The following is a 20,241-nucleotide window of genomic DNA, read 5'->3' as shown; positions in this document are numbered from 1 at the left end:
GGAATCTTCGCTTCAGGCGCTGCGGCTGTCAAGATGGTGCATCGGAACAAGCAACGGCTACACGTGCATATCTTGCTGTCCATACGCATCAGGGAGGATGGCGTGAGTAGGTCTCGTGCGGGACGTAACATGCTGCTCTACCCCGCCTTCTTCGCCGTGGTTATCGCGATTGCCGGCTGCGGCCAACCGGGTGGCACGGCTAAGAAGCCTGCGTTGGAGTTCGACAGCGTGCCGGCAACCGAGGCCCAGGTCGCCGCCGCGGTGAACGATGCGGAGACCGCGAAACATATTCCGGCGTGGATCACCCCGGATCAACTCGTCAAGTCGGCCGAAGACGACAGCAGTTTGTGGGCATTGCCCGACTGCAATCCCGACTACGAAGTCAGCTCGCTCGCCGACATCAAGCGGTGCACGGTCGGAGCGGAGGCGGGTGCACACACGATGGTGGTGATCGGCGACTCCAACGCGTCGATGTGGGCACGGGGGCTGGACTACGTCGGGCGGAGGACTGGCTGGCGAATCATTGTGCTGGCCAAGGACAACTGCGGCCCCGCAACCATGACGTACTACCAGTGGCAGCTCAAACGTGACCTGACGGAGTGCAACGACTGGCAACAGTGGCGGATGGATCAGATCAAGTCGTTGAGACCCGATGTGGTGGTGCTGTCCGGTTGGTACGACGGCGACAAGGGGATCGCCGGTCCCGACCGGACGTTCACCCCGGAGATGTGGCGCGATGCTCTGGTGGCTACGGTCGAGCAGCTTCCGCCTGGCACCAAAACTGTGTTGCTCGGCGATATTCCGCACATCACGAAACCGGCAGGCGAATGCCTCGCACAGAATTCCGGCGATATTTCACGGTGCGCGCAGAAAGCGAGCGAAGTGGTTCCGGAGTACGCGAATGATGCCCTCAGGAACGCAGCTGCCGCCACGGGCGCCATTTTCGTCGACGTGACCCGTTGGTTCTGTGCACAGACTTGCCCGGTGGTGATCGCGGGCGTTGTCGCGTATGCCGGCATCTACCACACCACGCATGACTATGCCCGGTACCTTTCGGGCGTCCTCGAAGGAGCGCTGCGTCCGGCGATGACGTAACCGGTGCCTGCGCCGCTGCGTCAGAAGAGGCTCAGCGGCAAGCCTGCCCGGTACTGCTCCGCGAGCACCACCGCGAGGATCGCGACGACGAAAACCGGGAAGATGCACAGCGACAGGAACGGGCGAGTCGACAGGTAGCGGGATTTCCACACCGGCTTCTCGATCGACAGGTAGCTGATCAACGCCAATAGCACTGCGGCCCCGGCCAAGCCGACGCGCGTGAGTGCCGACAACGGCGTCGCCGAATATTGTTCGGCGATCGTGAACACGGGCCAGTGAATCAGATAGAGGCTGTACGACAATGACCCGATCCACTGGAAACACCGGGTGTGCAACAGCGCCGCTACACCGCGAGGGCCGGGTGCCGGGCCGGAGACGATGATCAGCGCAGTCCCAAGAGCCGGTACGGCGACGACAGCACCCGGAAATCGCGTTCCAGGGTCGAATTGAATTGCAGCCCAGGCGATCAACCCGACTCCCAGCCATCCTGCGGCGCCAGCCAGCTCGGCCCTCATCCGGCGTCGCGCCCAAGGGCTGAGCAGAAAGGTCAGGCAACCGATCCCGAGCTCACAGGCGCGGGTCGTGCTGGAGAAGAATGCCGCGGTCCCGTTGACGGATGTCAGATGGATGGACCATGCATACGACGCGGTGGTTATCGCCGCCATCATCCCGAAGAGCGTCCTGGTGAAGCGCTGGGCGCCTAGACAGACAGCGATGAGACATAGCGCAGGGAAGACGATGTAGAACTGCTCCTCGACCGCGAGGGACCAGTAATTCTGCAGTGGAGACGGGGGAGTTCTCGCCAGGGCGTAGTCGGTGCCGTTGGAGATGAAGTGGTAGTTCGCCGCGAAGAACGCGACCGACACGGCGTCTCTGCCGGTCGCGAAACCTCGGATGAAACCGAGGATGCCGTAGGTGGCGAGCACCGTGACCACCGTGACGACGCCGGCGGCCGGCAGAATGCGCCGCGCGCGCCTCGCATAGAAGCGCGCCAAAAACATGCGTGCGCTCGTGCCCCTTTCGCGCACGAGCACGCCGGTGATGACGAAGCCTGATATCACAAAGAAGACGTCGACACCGACGAAGCCGCCCGCGAGACCGGGGACGTGAGCATGGCTCAAGACGACCAGTGCCACGGCCACCGCGCGCATCCCGTGGATGTCTTTGCGGAACGTGGAGGTTCTGGACCCCGTCGCACCTTGGGCGGTCGAGTTCTGGGCCCGGCTCGCGATGACTGGCACGGCTGCGGTCGACGGCTCTGCGCTGCGGCTTTCTCTCGCTGCCACAAGACCTCCCGTCGTGGCCCGCGCCTGTTGCCATGTCGCATCAATTGCTGGAGGCGGCGATGGAAACCATGCTGTCACGCTACGATCGCGCTTGTATCCGAATTTGCTGGAGAGGGTCGGAGGTGAGCCGGTGACGGTGATACCGATCCTGCTGTACCACTCGATCTCCGACGATCCGGCGCCCTGGATCGCTCCCTACTCGGTGTCGCCGACGGAATTCGCTCACCACCTGGAACTCGTTGCCGGCAGTGGGCGGACCGCGTTGACGGTTTCCGAGCTGACTGCCGCGCTCTCAGGAGAGCGGCCACTGCCGCGGTGTCCGCTGCTCATCACCTTCGACGACGGATTCGCCGACTTCATCGGTGCGGCAGAGGCGATGGCGACGCGCCGCCTGCCGAGCACGCTGTATGTGACGACGGGAACGTTGCGCGGGCGTGGCCCACGGCCCCCAAAAACCGCTCTCCCGCCGGCCCCCATGCTGAGCTGGGCGCAGCTTGACCACCTACCGCATCTCGGCGTCGAGATCGGCGCGCACACCCACACGCACCGTCAGCTCGACACCATGCGTGCCAGTGACGTCGCTGAGGAAATCCGGTATTCGAAAGGCTTACTCGAGCAGGCCTGCGGTCGGGCGATCCCGAGCTTCGCCTACCCGCACGGGTTCCAGAGCGAGCGGACGCGCAAGGTCGTTGCCGCAGCCGGCCACACCTCGGCGTGCGCGGTGATGAACGCGTTCAGTTCGGAGTCGGACAACATCTATGCCCTCGCCAGATTGACGGTGAAAGCGACCACCACAACTGAACAGATGCAGGGCTGGCTGGCGGGATCGGGGGCGCGGACAGCACCCTATCCGGAAAGGCTTCAAACGAAGCTGTGGCGTTGGAGTCGGCGGCTGAGTGGTCCGGTGTCGGGCCTTGCGGTGATCGATTCGCGGGCCAAACGCACCGGCCGGGGACGGTGACCGGATGCCGATCGACGGGCAGGTCACGGCAGTACAGCGGGCCGGGAAGGCACTGCAGCGAATCCCGGCTGTGCACCGGTCGGCGGTGCTCGGGTTGCAGGCCGTAGGGTGGGCCCGCCGAGGTGGTCAGCTCAACCGCTATCTGAGGGATACGCCTCCCGACAAGCGCAAGTTGGCGCTCGGTTCCGGGGCCATGACCCTTGCCGGATGGCTATGCACCGATCTGGTCCCGGTGAAACCGTCGGTCGTGTACCTCGACGCGGTGCGACGCTGGCCAGTGCCGCCGGCATCGTTTCGATATGTGCTGTGCGAGCACATGTTCGAGCAAGTTTCCTATGACGCCGGGTTGCGGCTGCTCGCGGAAGCGCGACGTGCGCTGTGCCCCGCAGGAGTGCTGCGTATCTCGACACCGGACTTGGAAGTTGTTCGCCTGCTGCCTGATTCGGAGGACCCGGACGTCCAGGAGTACGTCCGGTGGAGCAACCGCACATTCGGCTCGCCTGCCGAACGAAAGGAAGTAGACAGCGCCGTCCATGCCTTGAACCGGGTCATGAGGTCATGGGGGCACAGCTACCTTTACGACGAAACCACCCTCCGGCACGCGCTGCAGCTCTCGGGTTTTCAGCAGATACGACGTTGCCTACCAGGTGAATCCGAGCACGCGGAGTTGCTGGGTGGCGATCGACATGCCGCTTTGATCGGTGAACTCCCGAACCGGGTCGAGTCGCTGATTCTCGAAGCTAGCGGCTGAATTGTCCGCCGGTATGGCAGTTCAGCCGACCCCCGCTACTTCCAGGTAAAGGCTGTGTAGCTCTTCGGCGCAGTCATTCCAGGTCGGAAGGGCGGGCGGAGCGGACCGGGGCGTGGCGGCAACGGCGAGTGCGGCGGCCGCCAGCTGTGCTGGTGGGGCATCGAGCGCGATGGTCGTCACCAACCCCGCGCGGCCGAGCTCCGAAAGCCCCGAGGTGTCGGCGACGAGTGCATTCGTACCGGTGCCGACGGCCTCCATGATCGCAACGGGGTGGGCTTCGCACTCGCTCATCAGGCAGACCACGTCGGCGTCGGAAACGAGTTTGCCCATCGACGAACGCCGCTCCGGGCCAAAGGAACAGATCGAGACGCGGTCGATGACGCCGAGCTCCCCGGCGATGGTTCTCAGGCGCTCTTCGTACGGGCCGCTGCCGACGAGCACGAGTCGCGCGTCGGGTGCCTGGGCCAGGATGTTCGGCAGGGCTCGCAAGATGCGTTGGTGACCCTTGTGACGCTCAAGCCTGCCGACTGAGAGGATCAGGGGGCTGCCTGTCGCGCTTTCCGCGGTCGGGTCAACCGGCAGCGGCTCGCACCCGTTTCTGATCAGCCGGATGGTCTTCTCTTCGACACCAAGGACTTTCGCGAACAACTGGCGCTCGTATTCGGATACGGCCGCGAATGCCGTGGCCGACCGAAGCAGCGGGGTCATCAAGCGCCACTGCAACGGCCGCAGCGACCCGCGCAGGGCGGATGGATGGCCTCCGGTGTGGAACGTGAGTATCGAGCGCGCCCGGGCATGGCGGGTGGCGGCGAGCGCAGTCGGAGCGACGAGGGAATGCACGCCCTGCACATGGACGACGTCATAGTGGTCGGCGGCCAGGTGCCGGAACAAGCCTGGGGAGAGGTAGTAATCGCGTGACCGCGGGTATGCGGGGAATCGCCGAACTCGGTAACCCGCCACCATGTCGTCGGTGGGTTGGTCCCCAACGGCATCGGTTGTCACGACCGTGACCTCCACGCCGGCTGCGGCCAGCCGGCGGGATACCTCGTGAACGTGGGTCTCGATGCCGCCCATCATTGGCAGGGCGCGGGCGGTCACCATACCGAGTCGCAATGGTGTTCGCGGGCCGGAAGTCATTGAGCCCTTCTTTCTGCTCCTGTCAGATGTTATCGGTAGAGGCGGGTCGCAGGAGCGAGATTGCACCTTCTTGATTGTTTGCTCACGATTCTTCTGCGAGCGGCATACGCTGCGGATAGGCTGATATCGACGGTTGCCGATCAGCCTGCTGTCGAAGCGGCTGGCACGACCTTCTGCTCAGGCATTTGCAAGCCGGCGGTGTCGACGGATGTGTCGGCTGAATCGGTTGTATGCCATTACGGCATCGACTCTCTCGGTGAGGGGACGAACGAGTGGTGATGCGAGTTGCCGACAAGTTGGATCGGGTTCTGGGCGGCAGGCTCCGACGCATTTTTTGGCGTTTCGGAGCGGCGGAGCCCGTTCGCGAACGCATCGAGGACTGGCGTTTGCGCAAGCGCAATCCGTTTGCCATGGAGATCGTGTACCCGCGAAACGAGACAAGCCTCCTCGCTGACCTGTGTGATCGGTACGGCAGTGACAAAGGAGAAGTGGCCAAAGGCGGGAAGGCCAATGTGCGAACCTGGCCAACGCATACATATACCGACTTCTACGAGATGCTCTTCGAGCAGAAGCGGGACGTGCTGCAGTCCGTCATCGAGTGTGGTTTGGGTACGAACAACCCGAGTCGTGCGTCCAGCATGGGGGCCACCGGCCGGCCAGGGGCGAGTCTGAGGGTCTGGCGGGACTACTTCCCACAGGCTGACATCGTCGGGATCGACATAGACAAGGACATCCTGTTCACCGAGAACCGAATTCGGACCTACTACTGCGATCAGACAGACGCGCAGTGCGTCCAGGAATTCCGGAGGACGGCAGAGCTCCCGGTCGGTTCGGTCGACGTCATCATCGATGACGGGTTGCACGAGTTCCATGCCGGGAAATGCCTGTTCGAGAACACTTTCGATCTGCTGAAAGACGACGGCGTCTATGTCATCGAGGACGTGACGATGCGGGACCGGCAGGCCTATGCCGAGTACCTCGCGGATTGCGGCCGGAAGCTCTCCTTCCAGATCGTCAAGTTGCACCGGCCGGGCGTTGCGCTCTGGGACAACTCCCTCGTGGTGATCAGGAAACAGGGCGCGCTGTCTGCAGCCTTCACTGATAGAGCTTGATCCAGTCCACGACCATCTGCTTGGGCAGCACACCGGGTGCCAGTGCACCGGCCCAATCGCCTCCGACGGCCAGATTGAGAACGGCGAAGAATGGGGCGTCGTACACCCACTTCCAGCCCTGCCGCAGGTGGTTTGCGCTGAACGCCGCGACCTGATTGTCGTCGATGCCGATGATCAGTCGTTGTGACTGCTTGTACAGCCAGTACGTGTGGAAGTCGTCGACCAGGTTGGGCGTCGACTTCGTCGACTGCAGCTGGACGTCGCCATCCGGTCCCGCTTGCCTTGGATCGCCGGGAGGCCCGTGGATCGTGAAAAAGGCAGTCGACCCGTCGTTGACGAACTCCACGATGTCGATCTCCCCACACGCCGGCCAGCCGGCGCTGCGCAGGGAACTCCCGAGCATCCAGAACGCAGGGTGAAGACCTTGCCCCGCAGGCATTTTGATGCGCGCCGCGATCAGGCCGTCCGTCAGCTGAGCCTTGCCCTCGGTGTTCACCCGACCGGATGTCACGTGCCCATCGGTAGTGGTTGCCTCCAACACGAGGTGGCCTTGGCCGTCCTGGCGGACGTTGGCGGGGTCCGTCGTATACGCCTGTGTCTCTTTGCCGTACCCCCATCGGTTACCCACATCGGTGTTCCACAGCCGCGGATCGGGCGGAGCGTTCGTCGGTCCGTCGAAGTTGTCTTCGGAGGACAGTTTGAGCATCGGCAGGAGGCTCGACAGCGTTGTGGTGTTGATCGGATTGGTGGTGTTGGGGTCACTGGGCGCTGAATCGGCGAGGCAAGACGACGTCAGCATGACCACCATGGCGAGTATCAGGTAGCGAATGAGCATTGTGCATTTCCTGACATCTAGTGTCCGACTATGGTGTCGTAGATCCCCAGCGCGACGAAACCTAAGACCAGCAACCACATGAGAACCGTTGATATCAAGGCGGTTCGCGAAACTCGTCCACTCATCGATGACTCCTCTGTGTCTCGGCCGACATGATCGCGTTCACTTCCGTGGCGGAGCGTATTTGAATGCCAACGTGTCTTCGTCTTCGATCACTCGAGTCCAGTTCGGTCGTTGGGAAAGTTGTTCGACGAGACTCTCGAGCGCGCCCGGTGGGAACAGTCCGATGTACGCGTTGTATGCCCAGACTTGTTCGGGGAGCACGATGTAGAGCGCCCCGTTCGCGGGGACCGCTTCGAGATTGTCGATCGCCTCCGGCGTCGGCAGGCCTTTGAGCAGTGACGTCCGCAGGTCGTCGAGCGGATTGTCGTAGTTACCTTGTGCCAGTGCGAACTTCACGTAGTCGGCGCTGCTGCGCTCCGGCCAGCCCGCGGGTGGCGCCATGACTGTGACGGTGATGCCGGGTTCGTTCAGAGCAAGCAGTTCGCGGCTCTGTTCGAGTTGGTGGCGGGTGATGGTGACGTACGTCCAGCTGCCGTAGTACCCCTGCATGCCGGCTGCCGCCGCGATGGTCATTGCCAGCCATGCCCCGATCAGCGCACCTAGTCGCTGCGGCGGCCGATAGTCCAGCGCCCGAGTGACGAACGGCGCGACCAAGACACACGAACCCGACAACGAGTAGAGGAACACCCGAAGAATCGCTTCGCCGCCGTAGTTGAGGCCCAGGATCAACGCGAGGGGCGAAAACGCCACCAGGGCCAGCTCCCACGGCGGCCTGGTGCGCCGCCAGATCAGCACGAAGCAGACGGCGGCTCCCACCCAGACCGATAGCGACAGACTCTGCTCGATGATCACGCTGAATACGCGGCCGTCCGAACCTCGGCCCTGGCCAACAGCTTTGGTGTTGTCGAATGGGTTGAAGCTGGCGAGGCCGCCATTCTGCAGGATCACGTGGTGCCGGGGTATCAGGTACGCCGCCAAGATGGCGGCGTAGACGGCTGCCAGCCAGCGGGGCCGCAGTTGTTTGAGCACCGCCAGGGCAATCGTCACGGCCACCACCCACACCGGTGTGAGTTGGTGGGTGGGCACCAGTACCGCGAACACTGGCACCGAGACGTAACCGGCGGCAGGCACATTTCTGGAACAGGACAGCAGCACAAGAATCGATGCGCACAGCACTATCGCGGTGGCCTGCGGCGAATAGTAGTCCTGCCCAACCCAGTTGACCAGCAGCGCAAGCATCCCGGCAACCAACGCCGAGCGCATCGTGGCATTGAAACTCAACGCCAGCGCCGTCACCATGACAATCAGCAGGGTATCGCTGACGATTCCGAACCAGTGCGCGGTGACGTCCAAGTCGGACTTCGTGATTGCGCTGAACCACGCCATGCCTGCGAAGAAGCCTGGCCACTGGTTGTAGACATCTACGCCGGTTGGTGGGAGTCCATGGTGCTTGAGTATGTAGTCGACAATCCCGATGTGTTTGTACGTCCACGTGTAGATAGGTACTTCGGTGATCATCGGAACGGTCACCCGATCCACGATGAGTGCAACGAGAATGGCTACGGTGGCCATGATTTCGCGGTGCGCCACGATCGCGACGACAAAGCCGGTGACGGCAACGACGAGAGCGAGCAGCAGCAGTACTCCACTTTGAGAAAACAGCAGCCCCCACTGTCCCGCGGTCACTCGGCGTAGCCCCGGCAACGCAAGTGCCCAGATGCACAGTGCCACAATCAAGATCGACGGTACGACAAGTGGGCCGGTGATCCCGCGCTCGCGCGCCGGCCGCGACGATTCGCCGAGTCCGAAGTTCACATCCTGAGCCACAATGGATTTCGATGGTGACGGGATGTCGCCTTCGCTTCTCAGGTACCACAGGCGCAGCACCCCACTGGTGGCGACCAGCAGCGAGATCACCACACACGACGGAGTCGGCGCCCAGAACTTCAGCCAGTTCATCGAGGTCGCCAGCGCGATGACACCGGCTGTGCTGAGCCCTATCACGCCGGCGATGGCTGCTGGTCTGGACAGATCCAGCCAGCACAATGCCGCGCTCCCGATGCCCGCCACCGAAAAGACGATGAGAAGCATCGCCTGCAGTACCGGAGCAGTTGGTATCGAGGACAGGGCTCCTGCGGCACCGGAAAGCACCGCCAATTGGGCAAGCATCTGTGGTTGACGAGCCGTATCCCGGATGGAGCGGTGCCGGCCCCGCCCCGGCCGCAACGACGTCCGGCGCATCTGGTCGGGTTCCGCGCTAACGGGAAGCCCCCTCTTCACCCTCGAGGCACGGGCTGTCGGGGTTGCTGAACTTGTCGGCGCGGACACAGCGCTTTTCACGGCTGGGCTGGGGTGAGAAGCCTGCGGGCCATTTTGTCGCGTTGTCGTAGTAGATGTCGTACAGCATCGCGGCGTCGAGGTTGGAGGCACCGGTGAGGTCGGCCCCGGCGAGGTCGGCGCGGCTGAGGTTCACCTTTCCGTGGACGACGAAACCGACGTCGGGCGTGCCCTCCTGCGGTATCCACGTGCCATTTGCGTCGCTGAAGTCGATGCCCGTCAGCACGGCATTGCTCAGATTCGCTCCCGCAAGTTTCGCCCCGGCGAGGTTGGCCCCGCACAGACGCGCACCGTGCAGATCGGCGTTGGTCAGGTCGGTGTCGACCAGGCTGGCATCACTGAGATCGCCGTCGACGAGGATCGCCTCGATCAAGGAGGCGCCGGCCAGGTCGACATTGGGCGTGAGTACGACACCGACGAGACGGCCGCCGTCCATGTTGGCCCGCGCGAAGTTCGTGTTCGGCAGCTGCAGGAAGGCGAGATTCTGCCCCGAGAGGTTGATGCTCTCGAACGATTGCCGAATCGCGGCACTCGGATGACGCGACGGCGGGCACGGACCGCTGCCGGCGTTCGTCCCGCCGGCCTGGGCGGCAGCCGATTGCCGTTGCGAGTTGGCGTACTCGCGGACGAACCGAAGGTTCTCGAGCACTTGGGCCTGGTTCATGTCGGCATCGTGCTGAAGGTTGTCGCGATCGGCCCGTCGATCGTCGACGATCGCCATCGCGCCGACCACAGCCACCACGATGAAAAGCGCGGTGGCCGTGGCGGGAATCCACCACGGCGGGTCGGGTTTGTTGAAGAAGTTCCACGCCCGGCGGAGTGGATTGGGTCTGGTCACGGGTGGCCCCATTTCATGCGCGGTTCTTTGACGGATGAATCGCAGACCGTTCGTTGGTCAGGATGCCGACGGCGCCGATAAATCCCGTTGCGGTCGAGGCGATGCTCAAGCCCACGGCGGCCCCGACGGCGCCCCATTGCATGGTGCACCAGATGATGAGAGGTATCGCCAGGGCGGTCCCGAAGGCGTTGGTGAGCAGGATCGAACCCGTCCGGCCCATGGCACGCACGACTGACGACCAGATGACGAACGGGACGCGCGCGACGGATCCGGCGGTGAGAATGACCAGTACAGAAACCACGGGCAGGTGCTGATATTGCGCGCCGAGGATTGCGACGACCGCGGGTCCGGCGACGACGAGCCCGAGGGCGGTGACCATCGCGATGGCTTGCGTGATGAGCCACGCCCGGCGCCCCCGCTCCCACAACCGTTCGGGCGACGCGGACAGGCCCGCAGTCAGCGCGGTGCCAACGCCGCCCGATACCAACTCGAGTGACAGTGAGAACGAAAGTGTCAGTGCGACAACGGCTCCCTGTATCGCCCCGGCTATCCATGTGGTGAGGAACGGCAAGATCAGGAACACCCCGTTGGCCATCGCGCTGCCGGCCCCGTCGCGAACAGAGAAGATCGCGAGGTCCCGTCTGGTGGGTCCGGAGGCCGCGCCGGCCGACGAATCAGAAGTGCTTGACGAAAGGAGTCGCGGAATCACGACCCCGAGCGCCACCGTGCTGGCGACGGCCGACGACACGACAGTTGCCAGGACGGCGGGATGCGAAACCTGCGACGTAAGCAGGAGCACCAGCCCGATCTTGCCGATGCTGGCACCCAGATTCAGCCCGAGCAGTTTCGGTGTGCCACCAAGTCCGACAAGGGCCGAGTCCTTCAAGATGTATACGGCGGCCGCCACCGAGCCGACCGTGGTCCAGCACATGGCAGTGACGAGGTCCAGATGGAGGGTCGCTGATGCGACGACGCCCATCGCCGCACCGATCACCGTGGAAAGCAGCCCGACGATGAGGTAGCCGTCAGCCAGTCGTTTCTGCCGGTCGCACCCCGGGGCCGGCAGCAAGGCCACGAACGAGTTCGCGGTACCGGTCGCCGCGACGATGCCCGCGGTCGAGATCAGCGAAATGACGGCGGTGTCGACACCGAGTCGCTCCGGTGACATCACCCTGGCGGCGATCGACCAGAAAATTATGCCGGTGGCGGCGGTAATGATCCACGTGGTTATCAAGGCTGCGGAATGCACTGCCACGTGCGTATCCGGGAGACGGCGGACGGCGTCGCGGAATTGCACGCGCAGGCTTGTCATGAATTACAACTCACCCGTAAAGCGGCTGGCCGGGCGGTGGTGACGGCTGTCCATTCCGACTGCCATCTGCGCCACGTGGCGCCGCGGCGTCTGGAAGCGGTGGAAGTTTGCTGTGTTCATCCGACCCCGTTATCGCGTCGCGGCTGACCTTACCACCGGACGCGGCGATTCGAGTGGGTGTACGGCAGGCTTCCTGGAAAGGGGTGCGAGCACATCTGCGCCGGTTGAAATATTTGCCAGTATTGCCCACTAACTGGCTCTTATAGCTACTATGTGACCTGAAACAGTAGCCACGTCGCTGGGTTTGTCCCGAGTTCCGCCAGCGCGCAGGGCCAGGGCGACAGTTGATGTGTGTGCGACGGAAGCCGACGGGGGTCGTCGATGCCGAGCGGAAACGATGGTTTGCCAGGAGGTACGGCGACCAAGCCTGACTGTGATGTGTCGCTGTCTGTCATCGTCTGCGCCTACACCAACGACAGAATTGCTCAGCTCGTCAACTGCGTTGACGCAATCCTGGAGCAGCTGCATTCCTGCGATGAAGTCGTCGTCGTCATCGATCACAACGCCGAATTGTTCGAATTCATGGCGAGCCGATACGGCGACCGTGTCATCGCGAACTCGCGGGTACGAGGGCTGTCCGGTGCGCGGAATAGTGGTATCGCGCATGCCTGCCGCGATGTCTTGGCATTTATCGACGACGACGCCGAGATTCAGCCGGGATGGGCCGCCAGACTCCGTGCCCACTACAGCGATCCGACTGTCGCCGGCGTAGGCGGTTACGCCGAACCGGTGTGGCCTGGTGCCGGCCGGCCGACGTGGTTCCCCGACGAATACGACTGGGTGGTCGGCTGCAGTCACCGTGGTCTGCCGGTCACGGTCACCCCCGTTCGCAACTTCATCGGATGCAATATGTCCTTCCACAATTCGGTGTTTGCGGAGGTCGGTGATTTCAACGTCGATGTCGGACGGGTCGGGTCGCGTCCGATCGGCTGCGAAGAGACCGAACTGTGTATCCGACTCACCCAGGCGCGTCCGACTGCTCGGCTGTTGTTCGATCCCGCGATTGCCGTTCGGCACTCGGTGACCCAGGAACGCGCACGAGTCGGGTACTTCCTGGACCGATGTTTCTCAGAGGGCCTGTCGAAGCATCGGGTGAGCGGCATGGTCGGATCGTCCGATGCGTTGAGCACCGAACGCCGGTACGTCACAAGTGTTTTGCCGCTTGCATTCTTCCGAGGGCTGCGCGATGCCCTGGCCGGGCATGGCAGTCGTCGCGCCGCGTGCGCACGCAGCGCAACCGTACTGGTGGGCCTTGTCGTCACCACGGTCGGCTACGGCTACTCGATGTTGCGCTCGGTAGGGGAGAAGCCGTGGTGATGGGAGGTAACCACCTGCCGTTGCGGGCAGTCGCCACTACCGAACTGCCCTTGGCGCGCACCGAGATCGAGCTCAGTGACCCGCCGGCTGAGATCCCGCTGACGAACGCCACGCGGCCGCACCAGCACATCTACGCCCTGGTACGCCTGCATGCGCAGCCCATTGGCACACTGGTCCTGGACGGCACCAAAGGTCTTGCCTGGCAGGCGCACTCATCTGCGGTGTGGGCAGCGCTCGGGGAGCAGATCAACGCGCATCTCATGGCGGACGGCCTGTCGTTCGAGGACGGCATCGACGCGCTCCGCGCCGAACCGTCAGCCGAGCCGCGATGCCGCCGGGAACGTACCGCAGTCCTGACAGATCCGCCGGCGATCACCGTCATCGTGGCCACGCGTGATCGGCCCGACACGCTGCGAGCGTGCCTGCAGACTCTGCTGGCCGTCGATTATCCGAAATTCGAGGTGCTGGTCGTCGACAACGATCCCTCCAGTGATGCCACGAAGATCGTCATTACCGAGGAATTCGCCCACCGGGTCCGGTATATCCGGGAAGATCGACGAGGTTTGTCGTGGGCGCACAACCGGGGGCTCGAGGAGACGGCAACCGACGTTGTCGCTTTCGCAGACGACGACGTCATCGTCGACCGGCATTGGCTGACCGCCATCGCCGAAGGGTTCGCCGCGGGCGAGGACGTCGGGTGCGTCACCGGTCTGATCCTGCCGTCTGAACTCGAAACGCCTGCCCAGCTGAATCTGGAATGGCATGGCGGATTTGCCAAAGGCTTCGCACGTCGCACCTACGACATGAGCAACAACCGTCCGGATGACCCGCTGTTCCCGTTCGCGATCGGTCGTCTGGGTTCGGGAGCCAACATGGCCTTCGATACGAATGTGCTTCGCGAGCTCGGCGGGTTCGACCCGGCGATCGGGATCGGAACGACCGCGAAAGGGGGCGACGACCTGGCCGCGTTCTTCCGCGTGGTGGTGCGCCACCAATTGGTCTATCAGCCTGCCGCAGTGGTGTGGCATCGGCACCCGCAAGAGATGTCGGCCTTGCGCCAACAGGCTTTTCGGTATGGCGTCGGTTTCGGCGCGTACATGACCAGTTCCATCGTGCACGAGCCCAGGATGCTCGGGACTCTGCTGCGCCGGCTGCCCGCAGGTGTCGCTTTCGCCGCGTCCTCGGTGTCGACGCGAGATCGCCGGCCCTCCGACGACTGGCCGGTTGAACTGGCCCGGTGGGAGAAGCTCGGCATGCTGTCCGGCCCGCTCGCCTACGGCGTGAGTCGCTGGCGATCCCGCCGAATCAATTCTCGAGAGGCGTCAAGGTGATCCGGTACGCGCTCGTGGCTACAGCAGCCAAAGGATTCTCGCTGACCCCGCAGACCCGGACCGCCTACCGGAGGCTCGGCAATGCCGTCGAGACGATGCGTCGGATGCGGTCCGGCCTGCCGGAGCGCTATCTGGACCGTGCCGTCGCCCTGTCGAATCTCGTCGCCGCGCACCAACCTGTCGTCGCGGGTGATCGCGTTCTCGAACTCGGTACCGGCTGGGTGCATTTCGAATCCGTGGTCATGAGGTTACTCGCGGACGTTCGGCCCACGATGTTCGATGTCGACGACATGAGACTGTGGCCCGTCTTCCGTCGGTACCTGTCAGATTTACGAAATGTACTGCCCCAGCTGAATTTATCTGACGAGCGCAGGCTGGCGGGGGCGGAGTTGATCGACGACCTGCTGGCTGCCGAGTCTTTCGACAGTGCCTACCAGGTGCTGGGGGCCGAGTACTGCCTGCAGCGCGACGCCTCCCTCGGTCCACTGCCGTCGGAGTCTTACGGTCTCGTCGTCAGCGCCGACACTCTTGAACATGTGGAACGCGGTGTCCTCCCGGAAGTCATCCGGGAGACGTATCGGCTGTTGCGGCCCGGCGGGTACGCGATTCACCAGATCGACCTGGCCGATCACCTCTCGTATTTCGATCCGGCCATGCCCGCCAAGAATTACCTGCGGTATTCACCCAGCACCTGGGAGCGGTGGTTCAACAGCACCGTTCAATACGTGAACCGGGTGCAGCGGCGGCAGTGGGATTCGATGTTCACTCAAGCCGACTTCGAGATCGTCGACTGCGGCATCATCAACGAACCGCTCCGCGGTATCACGGTGCATTCCGAGTACGGGTTGAGCTCGGGCGACGCGGAGGCGACCCTCCTCCGATATGTGCTGAGGCGACCCGGCCCGCGGCACCACTAGCGGGATGGGCCACAGCGCTCCACCTTCACGCTACGGTGGTGCCCATGGTCCGTACCCCCGTCGCGCTTGCGCTCGTGCTGGCCGTCGGGATCTCGGGGTGTGGGCGGTCGGCACCCACGGCTGACGACTTCGCCGCGGAACTCTCCAAGAGCGTGACCGTCGACGCGACGACCGGTCACCTGGCCAAGTTGCAGGCCATCGCCGACGCCAACGGCGGGAACCGGGCGTTCGGCACGCCCGGCTATGAGGCGAGCGTGGACTACGTTGCGAATACGCTGCGCGCCAAGGGTTTCGATGTCAGCACCCCGGATATGGAAGTCAAGGTCGCGTACAACAACGCGCCCGAGCTGATGGTCGCCGGCGCCCGGATACCGGCGCGGGCGCTGGAGTACTCGGTCGGCACGCCGGGGCTCACCGCGCCTTTGGTGCCGGTCAAGGGTGGACCCGGATCAGGCTGCAACAGCGCCGATTACGACGGTCTCCCGATCAAGGGCGCGGTCGCGCTGGTGGACCGCGGTACGTGCCCCTTCGCGGTGAAGGAGGCGACCGCGGCAGTTCACGGCGCCGTCGCGCTGGTGGTGGCCGACAACAAGGACGACGTCGACGACACGGGCGTCCCGGTGCGTGGGGGCACTCTCGGCGCCAAGGCGACGGTGAAGATTCCGGCAGTGCTCATTCCGAAAGCGGACGGAGCTCGGCTGCGTGCCGCTCCTGGGCCGGTGACCCTCAAACTCGATGCCGGAGTGCGGACCGAGCACACCCGCAACGTGATTGCCCAGACCAAGACCGGGTCCGTGCATGACGTCGTGATGGTCGGCGCGCATCTCGACAGCGTCAAGGACGGCCCCGGGATCAACGACAACGGGTCAGGGGTCGCCGCGGTCCTGGAGACGGCACTGCAGTTGGGCAGCGCTCCGAAAGTTGCGAACGCGGTGCGGTTCGCATTCTGGGGTGCCGAGGAGGAGGGCACGATCGGCTCGGACCGATACATCGAGTCCCTCGACGTCGAGGCCTTGAAAGACATTGCGCTGTATCTGAATTTCGACATGATCGCCTCGGAGAACGCCGGCTACTTCAGCTACGACGGCAACTTGTCCGGCCCGCCGCTGGCCGACGACCTGGTGCCGCGTATCCCGGAGGGCTCGGCGGGTATCGATCGCACCTTGACGGCATATCTGTCCGATGCCGGGAAGCCGCCGCAGGACTATCCGTTCAACGGACGGTCGGACTACGCCGCCTTCACCAAGGCCGGTATCCCGGCGGGCGGGTTGGGCACCGGCGACGAGGAAAGCATGAACGACGAGCAGGCACGGCTCTGGGGCGGTACTGCCGGAAAACCTTTCGACTCCAACTACCACAAGAAGACGGACGACTTGGCGCACATCAACCGCACGGCAATGGACATCATGGGCCGCGGAGTGGCTTTCGGCGTGGGTCGGTACGCCCAGGATCTGGGTGGCCGCAACGGAGTTCCGGTCCGTGCCGACCGGACCCGGCACGTGGTCTCGGCATCATGAGGCGGGTACTGGCCGCCGGTCTGCTGACCGCTGTCCTGGCGTCGTGTGCGCCACCGCCGCAGCCACCGCCCCCGCCGCCACCGCCCGCCCCTGACCTCGCTCGCGACCTGGCCGGCAAGGTCGGGGCCGACGGTATCTACACCCACCTGAAGAAGTTCGCGGCGATCGCCGCGGAGAACAAGGGCACCCGCGCCGACAGCACGCCCGGTTACCAGGCCAGCGTCGACTACGTTGCGAACCTGCTGCGGGACAAGGGTTTCGATGTGCAAACCCCGGAGTACGTGCGCGTGGTCCGAGGTGCGCCGGGCAACCCGGTGCTCGACGTCGGCGGCGGCCGATGGTCGGTCGTGCAGGCGTCGCTGCTCACGTCCACCGCGCCCGGTGGCTTGAGCGCGCCGACCCTGCACGCGGTCAAGCCGGCCGGCTGCGCGCCCGACGACTACGGCACATTGAACCTGCGCGGGGCCATCGCGGTGGTCGATGACCTGGGCTGCTCGGTGGTCGACAAACAGAACGCGGCGGTGGCCCGGGGCGCGGTTGCAGTTCTCGTCGTCAGCCCGCCCAGCGCGAACGGCGCCCCACGCGGGCTGTTTAGTCCCGGCTACTACGAGCACCTCAACACGCCGGTTGGCATCATCGGCAAGGACGCCGACGCGGCGCTGCTGAAAACCAACGCGCCGGTGAAACTCACGCTCGACGCCAAGAACACCGGCGTGAAATCACGAAATGTGTTGGCCCAGACCAAGACCGGCGATCCGCACAGTGTCGTGCTGGCGGGTGCCCACCTCGACAGCGCACCGACGAGTGCCGGCATCAATGACGCGGCGACCGGCGTGTCGGCATTGCTGGAGACCGCCGTCGCGCTGGGCGGTTCGCCGAAGATCGAGAACGCGGTGCGATTCACTTTCTGGGGCTCGGGGGCCGTCGGCCAGGAAGGTGCCACCAAGTACGTGCGCGGCTTGGCTGCCGAACCGCTGAACGACATTGCGCTGTACCTGGATTTCGACATCCTCGGCTCACCCAACGCCGGGTTCTTCACGTTCGACGGGGATCAGTCCGGCCAGTCGAACCCCGAGATCCCTCTCGACGCGGTGCCGGCGGGGTCGGCGGGTCTCGAGCGCACCCTGGCCGGATATCTGTATCTCGCCGGGAAGCGGCCCGCGGACATGACACTGGATCTGGGTAGCGGCTACGGTCCGTTCCTCACTGCCGGTATTCCGGTCGGAGGCATCTCGACGGGGACGTCGCAACGCAAGTCGCCGATCCAGGCCAGGTTGTGGGGCGGGCAGGTGGGCGTCGCGTTCGATCCCGCGTACGGGCCGACGGGCGACACCGTCGAGCAGTTGAACCGGACCGCACTGGCCGTGACCGGGCCGGCCGTGGCGTTTGCGGTCGGCACTTACGCACAGTCGCTGACCGGGCCCAACGGCGTGCCGTTGCACGACCAGCGGCACCGGCAAGCAGGCAAGTAGTCGGTTTTCACAGCGACCTCATAACCGGAATCGCGTTGTCTGAGAGTCGGGTTGCCAGGTTGCGGGGCTAGTAATGGTGCCCATGACAAGCACCTATCGCCTGTGGTCGGCCGCGGCCGGCGCCATGACCGTCCTGGCCATGGGCGGGCTGACCGTCGCCTGCGGTTCGCAGAGCAGCAACGCCCCGACCACCGTCACGGTCACCCCGTCGAGCACCACGACCACCACGACGACCGAAGCCAAGCAGCACCACAGTGGTGGCGGTGGTGGTGGCGGCGGCAGCGCGGGCGGCGGTGGCCAGCAGCAGGCGCCCGCACCTGCTCCGGAGACGGTGACCAACACGGAGACGGCCACCCAGACCGAGACCCAGACCTCGACGTCGGTGCAGACCTCGACGGAGACGTCGACGTCGGTGCAGACGTCGACCGTCTATCAGACCCCGACGCGCGAGCGCTGGGGCTCCAACTTCGGACCGCAGCAACAGCAGCCCTCGCACTAGCGGGGTTCGGCGACTCGTACGTCGGCCGTGGCGCGGACGACCTCGCACACCCGCCAGCGCCCGGGGACGCCCTTGAGGTCGTGCTCGCCACGATCGGTGAAACCGTGGCGGGAGCCGGTGACGATGTCGCGCACCGTGGAGGAGACCAGCACCTCGCTCGCCCCGGCAAGTGCGGAGACGCGGGCTCCGATGTGTACCGCCATGCCGGCGATGTCGTTGCCGCGCAGTTCGACCTCACCCGCGTGAATGCCGACCCTCACCTCGATACCGAGCGGCAGCACGGCGTCGACGATGGCCTCGGCACAGTTGATCGCACCGCTGGGACTGGTGAAGATCGCGACGAATCCGTCGCCGACAGTGTTGACCTCGGTACCGCCGAAACGTTCGAGTTCGTGGCGGATGGTGGTGTCGTGGTTGTCGAGCAGTGCGTGCCAGCGGATGTCGCCGAGTGCGGCGGCGTGCTGCGTCGAACTGACGATGTCGGTGAAAACGATTGTGGTGAGCACACGTTCGGAGTCGGCGCCGGCGCGCACACCGGTGATGAACTCCTCGATCTCGTCGAGGACCGGGGTGCTGTCGCCGACCCAGTACAGCGTGTCCTGGCCCGGCAACTCGATCAGTCGCGAGCCCGCGATGCGCTCGGCGAGGTATCGGCCGTGGGCAAGCGGCACGAAGGTCGCGTCCGTGCGGTGCAGAAGCAGTGTCGGCGCGACGATGGACGGGAGCTTGTCGCGCACGTCGCCGTCGACGAGCGCCTGGCTCGATCTGCGGGCCATGCTCGGCGACGCCGCGCGGTTTCCCGCCGCGTCCCACCAGGTTCGGAAGGCGCGATCGCCCGCGATCGACGGTGCGACCTCGTGCAGTACGTCGAAGCCCTGCTCGACAGCGTCCGGTTCGAGGGCCACCGTGGTGAACGGATTCGAACGATTCTGCCGGGCACCCGCCTCGTAGTCCGGTGCCCACGTCGCCCGCGCCGCGCCGTTGACGATCACCAGCTTGTCCACTCGTTCGGGTCGCTCACCGGCGAGCAGGAGCGCCGCCATCGCGTTGTACCCCGACGCGAAGATCGTCGCGCGTTCGACGTCGAGGGCGTCCAATACGGCGAGCGCGTCCTGGGCCCAGCAATTCTGGGTGATGCTGTCGGTCCCGATGCGCGACGACATCCCGATGCCGCGATGGTCGAACCGGATCAGTCTGCTGAACGAGGACAGCCGCCGGAAGAAGCGGTACATCGACGGTTCGGAGTCGATGGAGTCGATCGGAACGAACGGCCCGGGCATCATCAGTAGGTCGACGGGCCCTTCGCCCAGCACCTGATAGGCGATGTCCAGGTCGCCGTTGGATGCGTAGCGAGTTCTCGGCGCCTGGGCCACAAGGCCAGAATAACCCTGGTAGGGCCGG

At 64.6% G+C, this 20,241-nt stretch carries 17 protein-coding genes; 10 read left to right on the top strand and 7 right to left on the bottom strand.

Annotated elements, in window-relative coordinates; genetic code table 11:
• Nucleotides 1-63: 63 nt before the first annotated feature.
• Entirely contained in the window at nt 64-1,095 is a 1,032-nt protein-coding gene (locus ACWW1C_RS25220; protein ID WP_455980805.1) for an SGNH hydrolase domain-containing protein, read from the top strand.
• 20 nt (nt 1,096-1,115) lie between these two features.
• Here ACWW1C_RS25220 and ACWW1C_RS25215 read toward each other — a convergent pair whose 3' ends face one another.
• Nucleotides 1,116-2,237 (bottom strand): acyltransferase family protein, encoded by a 1,122-nt coding sequence (locus ACWW1C_RS25215; RefSeq protein ID WP_455980804.1) that lies wholly within the window; start codon nt 2,235-2,237, stop codon nt 1,116-1,118.
• Nucleotides 2,238-2,511: 274 nt separating this feature from the next.
• On the opposite strand from ACWW1C_RS25215, the gene ACWW1C_RS25210 reads away from it, so the two are divergent.
• Together ACWW1C_RS25210 and ACWW1C_RS25205 are read left to right on the top strand one after the other, a co-directional pair.
• Nucleotides 2,512-3,342 carry a polysaccharide deacetylase family protein gene (locus ACWW1C_RS25210; RefSeq protein WP_455980803.1) on the top strand — a complete coding sequence of 277 codons (831 nt, stop codon included), beginning with the start codon at nt 2,512-2,514 and terminating at the stop codon, nt 3,340-3,342.
• Nucleotides 3,343-3,346: 4 nt separating this feature from the next.
• Nucleotides 3,347-4,093, top strand: a complete 747-nt coding sequence (locus tag ACWW1C_RS25205; protein ID WP_455980802.1) for a class I SAM-dependent methyltransferase — start codon at nt 3,347-3,349, stop codon at nt 4,091-4,093.
• Between the two features lie 21 nt (nt 4,094-4,114).
• On the opposite strand, the gene ACWW1C_RS25200 is transcribed toward ACWW1C_RS25205, so the two are convergent.
• The gene (locus ACWW1C_RS25200; RefSeq protein WP_455980801.1) at nt 4,115-5,230 is read right to left on the bottom strand and encodes a glycosyltransferase family 4 protein; all 1,116 of its coding nucleotides are present in this window, start codon (nt 5,228-5,230) and stop codon (nt 4,115-4,117) included.
• Between the two features lie 410 nt (nt 5,231-5,640).
• Here ACWW1C_RS25200 and ACWW1C_RS25195 point away from each other — a divergent pair, with 410 nt between their 5' ends.
• Nucleotides 5,641-6,342: a hypothetical protein gene (locus tag ACWW1C_RS25195; RefSeq protein WP_455980800.1), complete on the top strand. Its 702-nt coding sequence runs from the start codon at nt 5,641-5,643 to the stop codon at nt 6,340-6,342.
• Here ACWW1C_RS25195 and ACWW1C_RS25190 read toward each other — a convergent pair.
• The 4 genes from ACWW1C_RS25190 to ACWW1C_RS25175 form a co-directional block, all read right to left on the bottom strand.
• Entirely contained in the window at nt 6,326-7,177 is an 852-nt protein-coding gene (locus tag ACWW1C_RS25190; protein WP_455980799.1) for a glycoside hydrolase family 16 protein, read from the bottom strand. The genes ACWW1C_RS25195 and ACWW1C_RS25190 overlap by 17 nt on opposite strands.
• Before the next feature lie 162 nt (nt 7,178-7,339).
• On the bottom strand, nt 7,340-9,397 hold the full coding sequence (locus ACWW1C_RS25185) for a hypothetical protein (protein WP_455980798.1): 2,058 nt from the start codon (nt 9,395-9,397) through the stop codon (nt 7,340-7,342).
• 100 nt (nt 9,398-9,497) lie between these two features.
• The gene (locus ACWW1C_RS25180; protein ID WP_455980797.1) at nt 9,498-10,415 is read right to left on the bottom strand and encodes a pentapeptide repeat-containing protein; all 918 of its coding nucleotides are present in this window, start codon (nt 10,413-10,415) and stop codon (nt 9,498-9,500) included.
• 13 nt (nt 10,416-10,428) lie between these two features.
• Nucleotides 10,429-11,727 (bottom strand): lipopolysaccharide biosynthesis protein, encoded by a 1,299-nt coding sequence (locus ACWW1C_RS25175; RefSeq protein WP_455980796.1) that lies wholly within the window; start codon nt 11,725-11,727, stop codon nt 10,429-10,431.
• Between the two features lie 438 nt (nt 11,728-12,165).
• On the opposite strand from ACWW1C_RS25175, the gene ACWW1C_RS25170 reads away from it, so the two are divergent.
• The 6 genes from ACWW1C_RS25170 (at nt 12,166) to ACWW1C_RS25145 (ending at nt 18,840) form a co-directional block, all read left to right on the top strand.
• Nucleotides 12,166-13,104 (top strand): glycosyltransferase family 2 protein, encoded by a 939-nt coding sequence (locus tag ACWW1C_RS25170; RefSeq protein ID WP_455980795.1) that lies wholly within the window; start codon nt 12,166-12,168, stop codon nt 13,102-13,104.
• A complete protein-coding gene (locus ACWW1C_RS25165; protein WP_455980794.1) occupies nt 13,104-14,435 on the top strand; it encodes a glycosyltransferase in 1,332 nt (443 codons plus the stop codon). Before ACWW1C_RS25170 ends, ACWW1C_RS25165 begins: the two co-directional genes overlap by 1 nt.
• 14 nt (nt 14,436-14,449) lie before the next feature.
• A complete protein-coding gene (locus ACWW1C_RS25160; protein ID WP_455980793.1) occupies nt 14,450-15,352 on the top strand; it encodes a class I SAM-dependent methyltransferase in 903 nt (300 codons plus the stop codon).
• A 44-nt stretch (nt 15,353-15,396) separates the two neighbouring features.
• Nucleotides 15,397-16,869 carry a M20/M25/M40 family metallo-hydrolase gene (locus ACWW1C_RS25155; RefSeq protein ID WP_455980792.1) on the top strand — a complete coding sequence of 491 codons (1,473 nt, stop codon included), beginning with the start codon at nt 15,397-15,399 and terminating at the stop codon, nt 16,867-16,869.
• On the top strand, nt 16,866-18,341 hold the full coding sequence (locus ACWW1C_RS25150; RefSeq protein WP_455980791.1) for a M28 family peptidase: 1,476 nt from the start codon (nt 16,866-16,868) through the stop codon (nt 18,339-18,341). Before ACWW1C_RS25155 ends, ACWW1C_RS25150 begins: the two co-directional genes overlap by 4 nt.
• A gap of 82 nt (nt 18,342-18,423) precedes the next feature.
• Nucleotides 18,424-18,840 (top strand): hypothetical protein, encoded by a 417-nt coding sequence (locus ACWW1C_RS25145; RefSeq protein WP_455980790.1) that lies wholly within the window; start codon nt 18,424-18,426, stop codon nt 18,838-18,840.
• Here the strand turns inward: ACWW1C_RS25145 and ACWW1C_RS25140 are convergent.
• Nucleotides 18,837-20,213: an adenylate/guanylate cyclase domain-containing protein gene (locus ACWW1C_RS25140; protein ID WP_455980789.1), complete on the bottom strand. Its 1,377-nt coding sequence runs from the start codon at nt 20,211-20,213 to the stop codon at nt 18,837-18,839. The genes ACWW1C_RS25145 and ACWW1C_RS25140 overlap by 4 nt on opposite strands.
• Nucleotides 20,214-20,241 lie beyond the last annotated feature (28 nt).

Source organism: Mycobacterium sp. HM-7 (assembly GCF_053852335.1).
This window is presented reverse-complemented; position numbering and strand designations above follow the sequence as displayed.

Excerpts from the sequence above, each read along its gene's own strand:
- ACWW1C_RS25205 (WP_455980802.1), top strand. The coding sequence starts at position 3,347 with ATGCCGATCGACGGGCAGGTCACGGCAGTACAGCGGGCCGGGAAGGCA.
- ACWW1C_RS25200 (WP_455980801.1), bottom strand. The coding sequence starts at position 5,230 with ATGACTTCCGGCCCGCGAACACCATTGCGACTCGGTATGGTGACCGCC.
- ACWW1C_RS25195 (WP_455980800.1), top strand. The coding sequence starts at position 5,641 with ATGGAGATCGTGTACCCGCGAAACGAGACAAGCCTCCTCGCTGACCTG.
- ACWW1C_RS25190 (WP_455980799.1), bottom strand. The coding sequence starts at position 7,177 with ATGCTCATTCGCTACCTGATACTCGCCATGGTGGTCATGCTGACGTCG.
- ACWW1C_RS25175 (WP_455980796.1), bottom strand. The coding sequence starts at position 11,727 with ATGACAAGCCTGCGCGTGCAATTCCGCGACGCCGTCCGCCGTCTCCCG.
- ACWW1C_RS25165 (WP_455980794.1), top strand. The coding sequence starts at position 13,104 with ATGGGAGGTAACCACCTGCCGTTGCGGGCAGTCGCCACTACCGAACTG.
- ACWW1C_RS25155 (WP_455980792.1), top strand. The coding sequence starts at position 15,397 with ATGGTCCGTACCCCCGTCGCGCTTGCGCTCGTGCTGGCCGTCGGGATC.
- ACWW1C_RS25150 (WP_455980791.1), top strand. The coding sequence starts at position 16,866 with ATGAGGCGGGTACTGGCCGCCGGTCTGCTGACCGCTGTCCTGGCGTCG.
- ACWW1C_RS25145 (WP_455980790.1), top strand. The coding sequence starts at position 18,424 with ATGACAAGCACCTATCGCCTGTGGTCGGCCGCGGCCGGCGCCATGACC.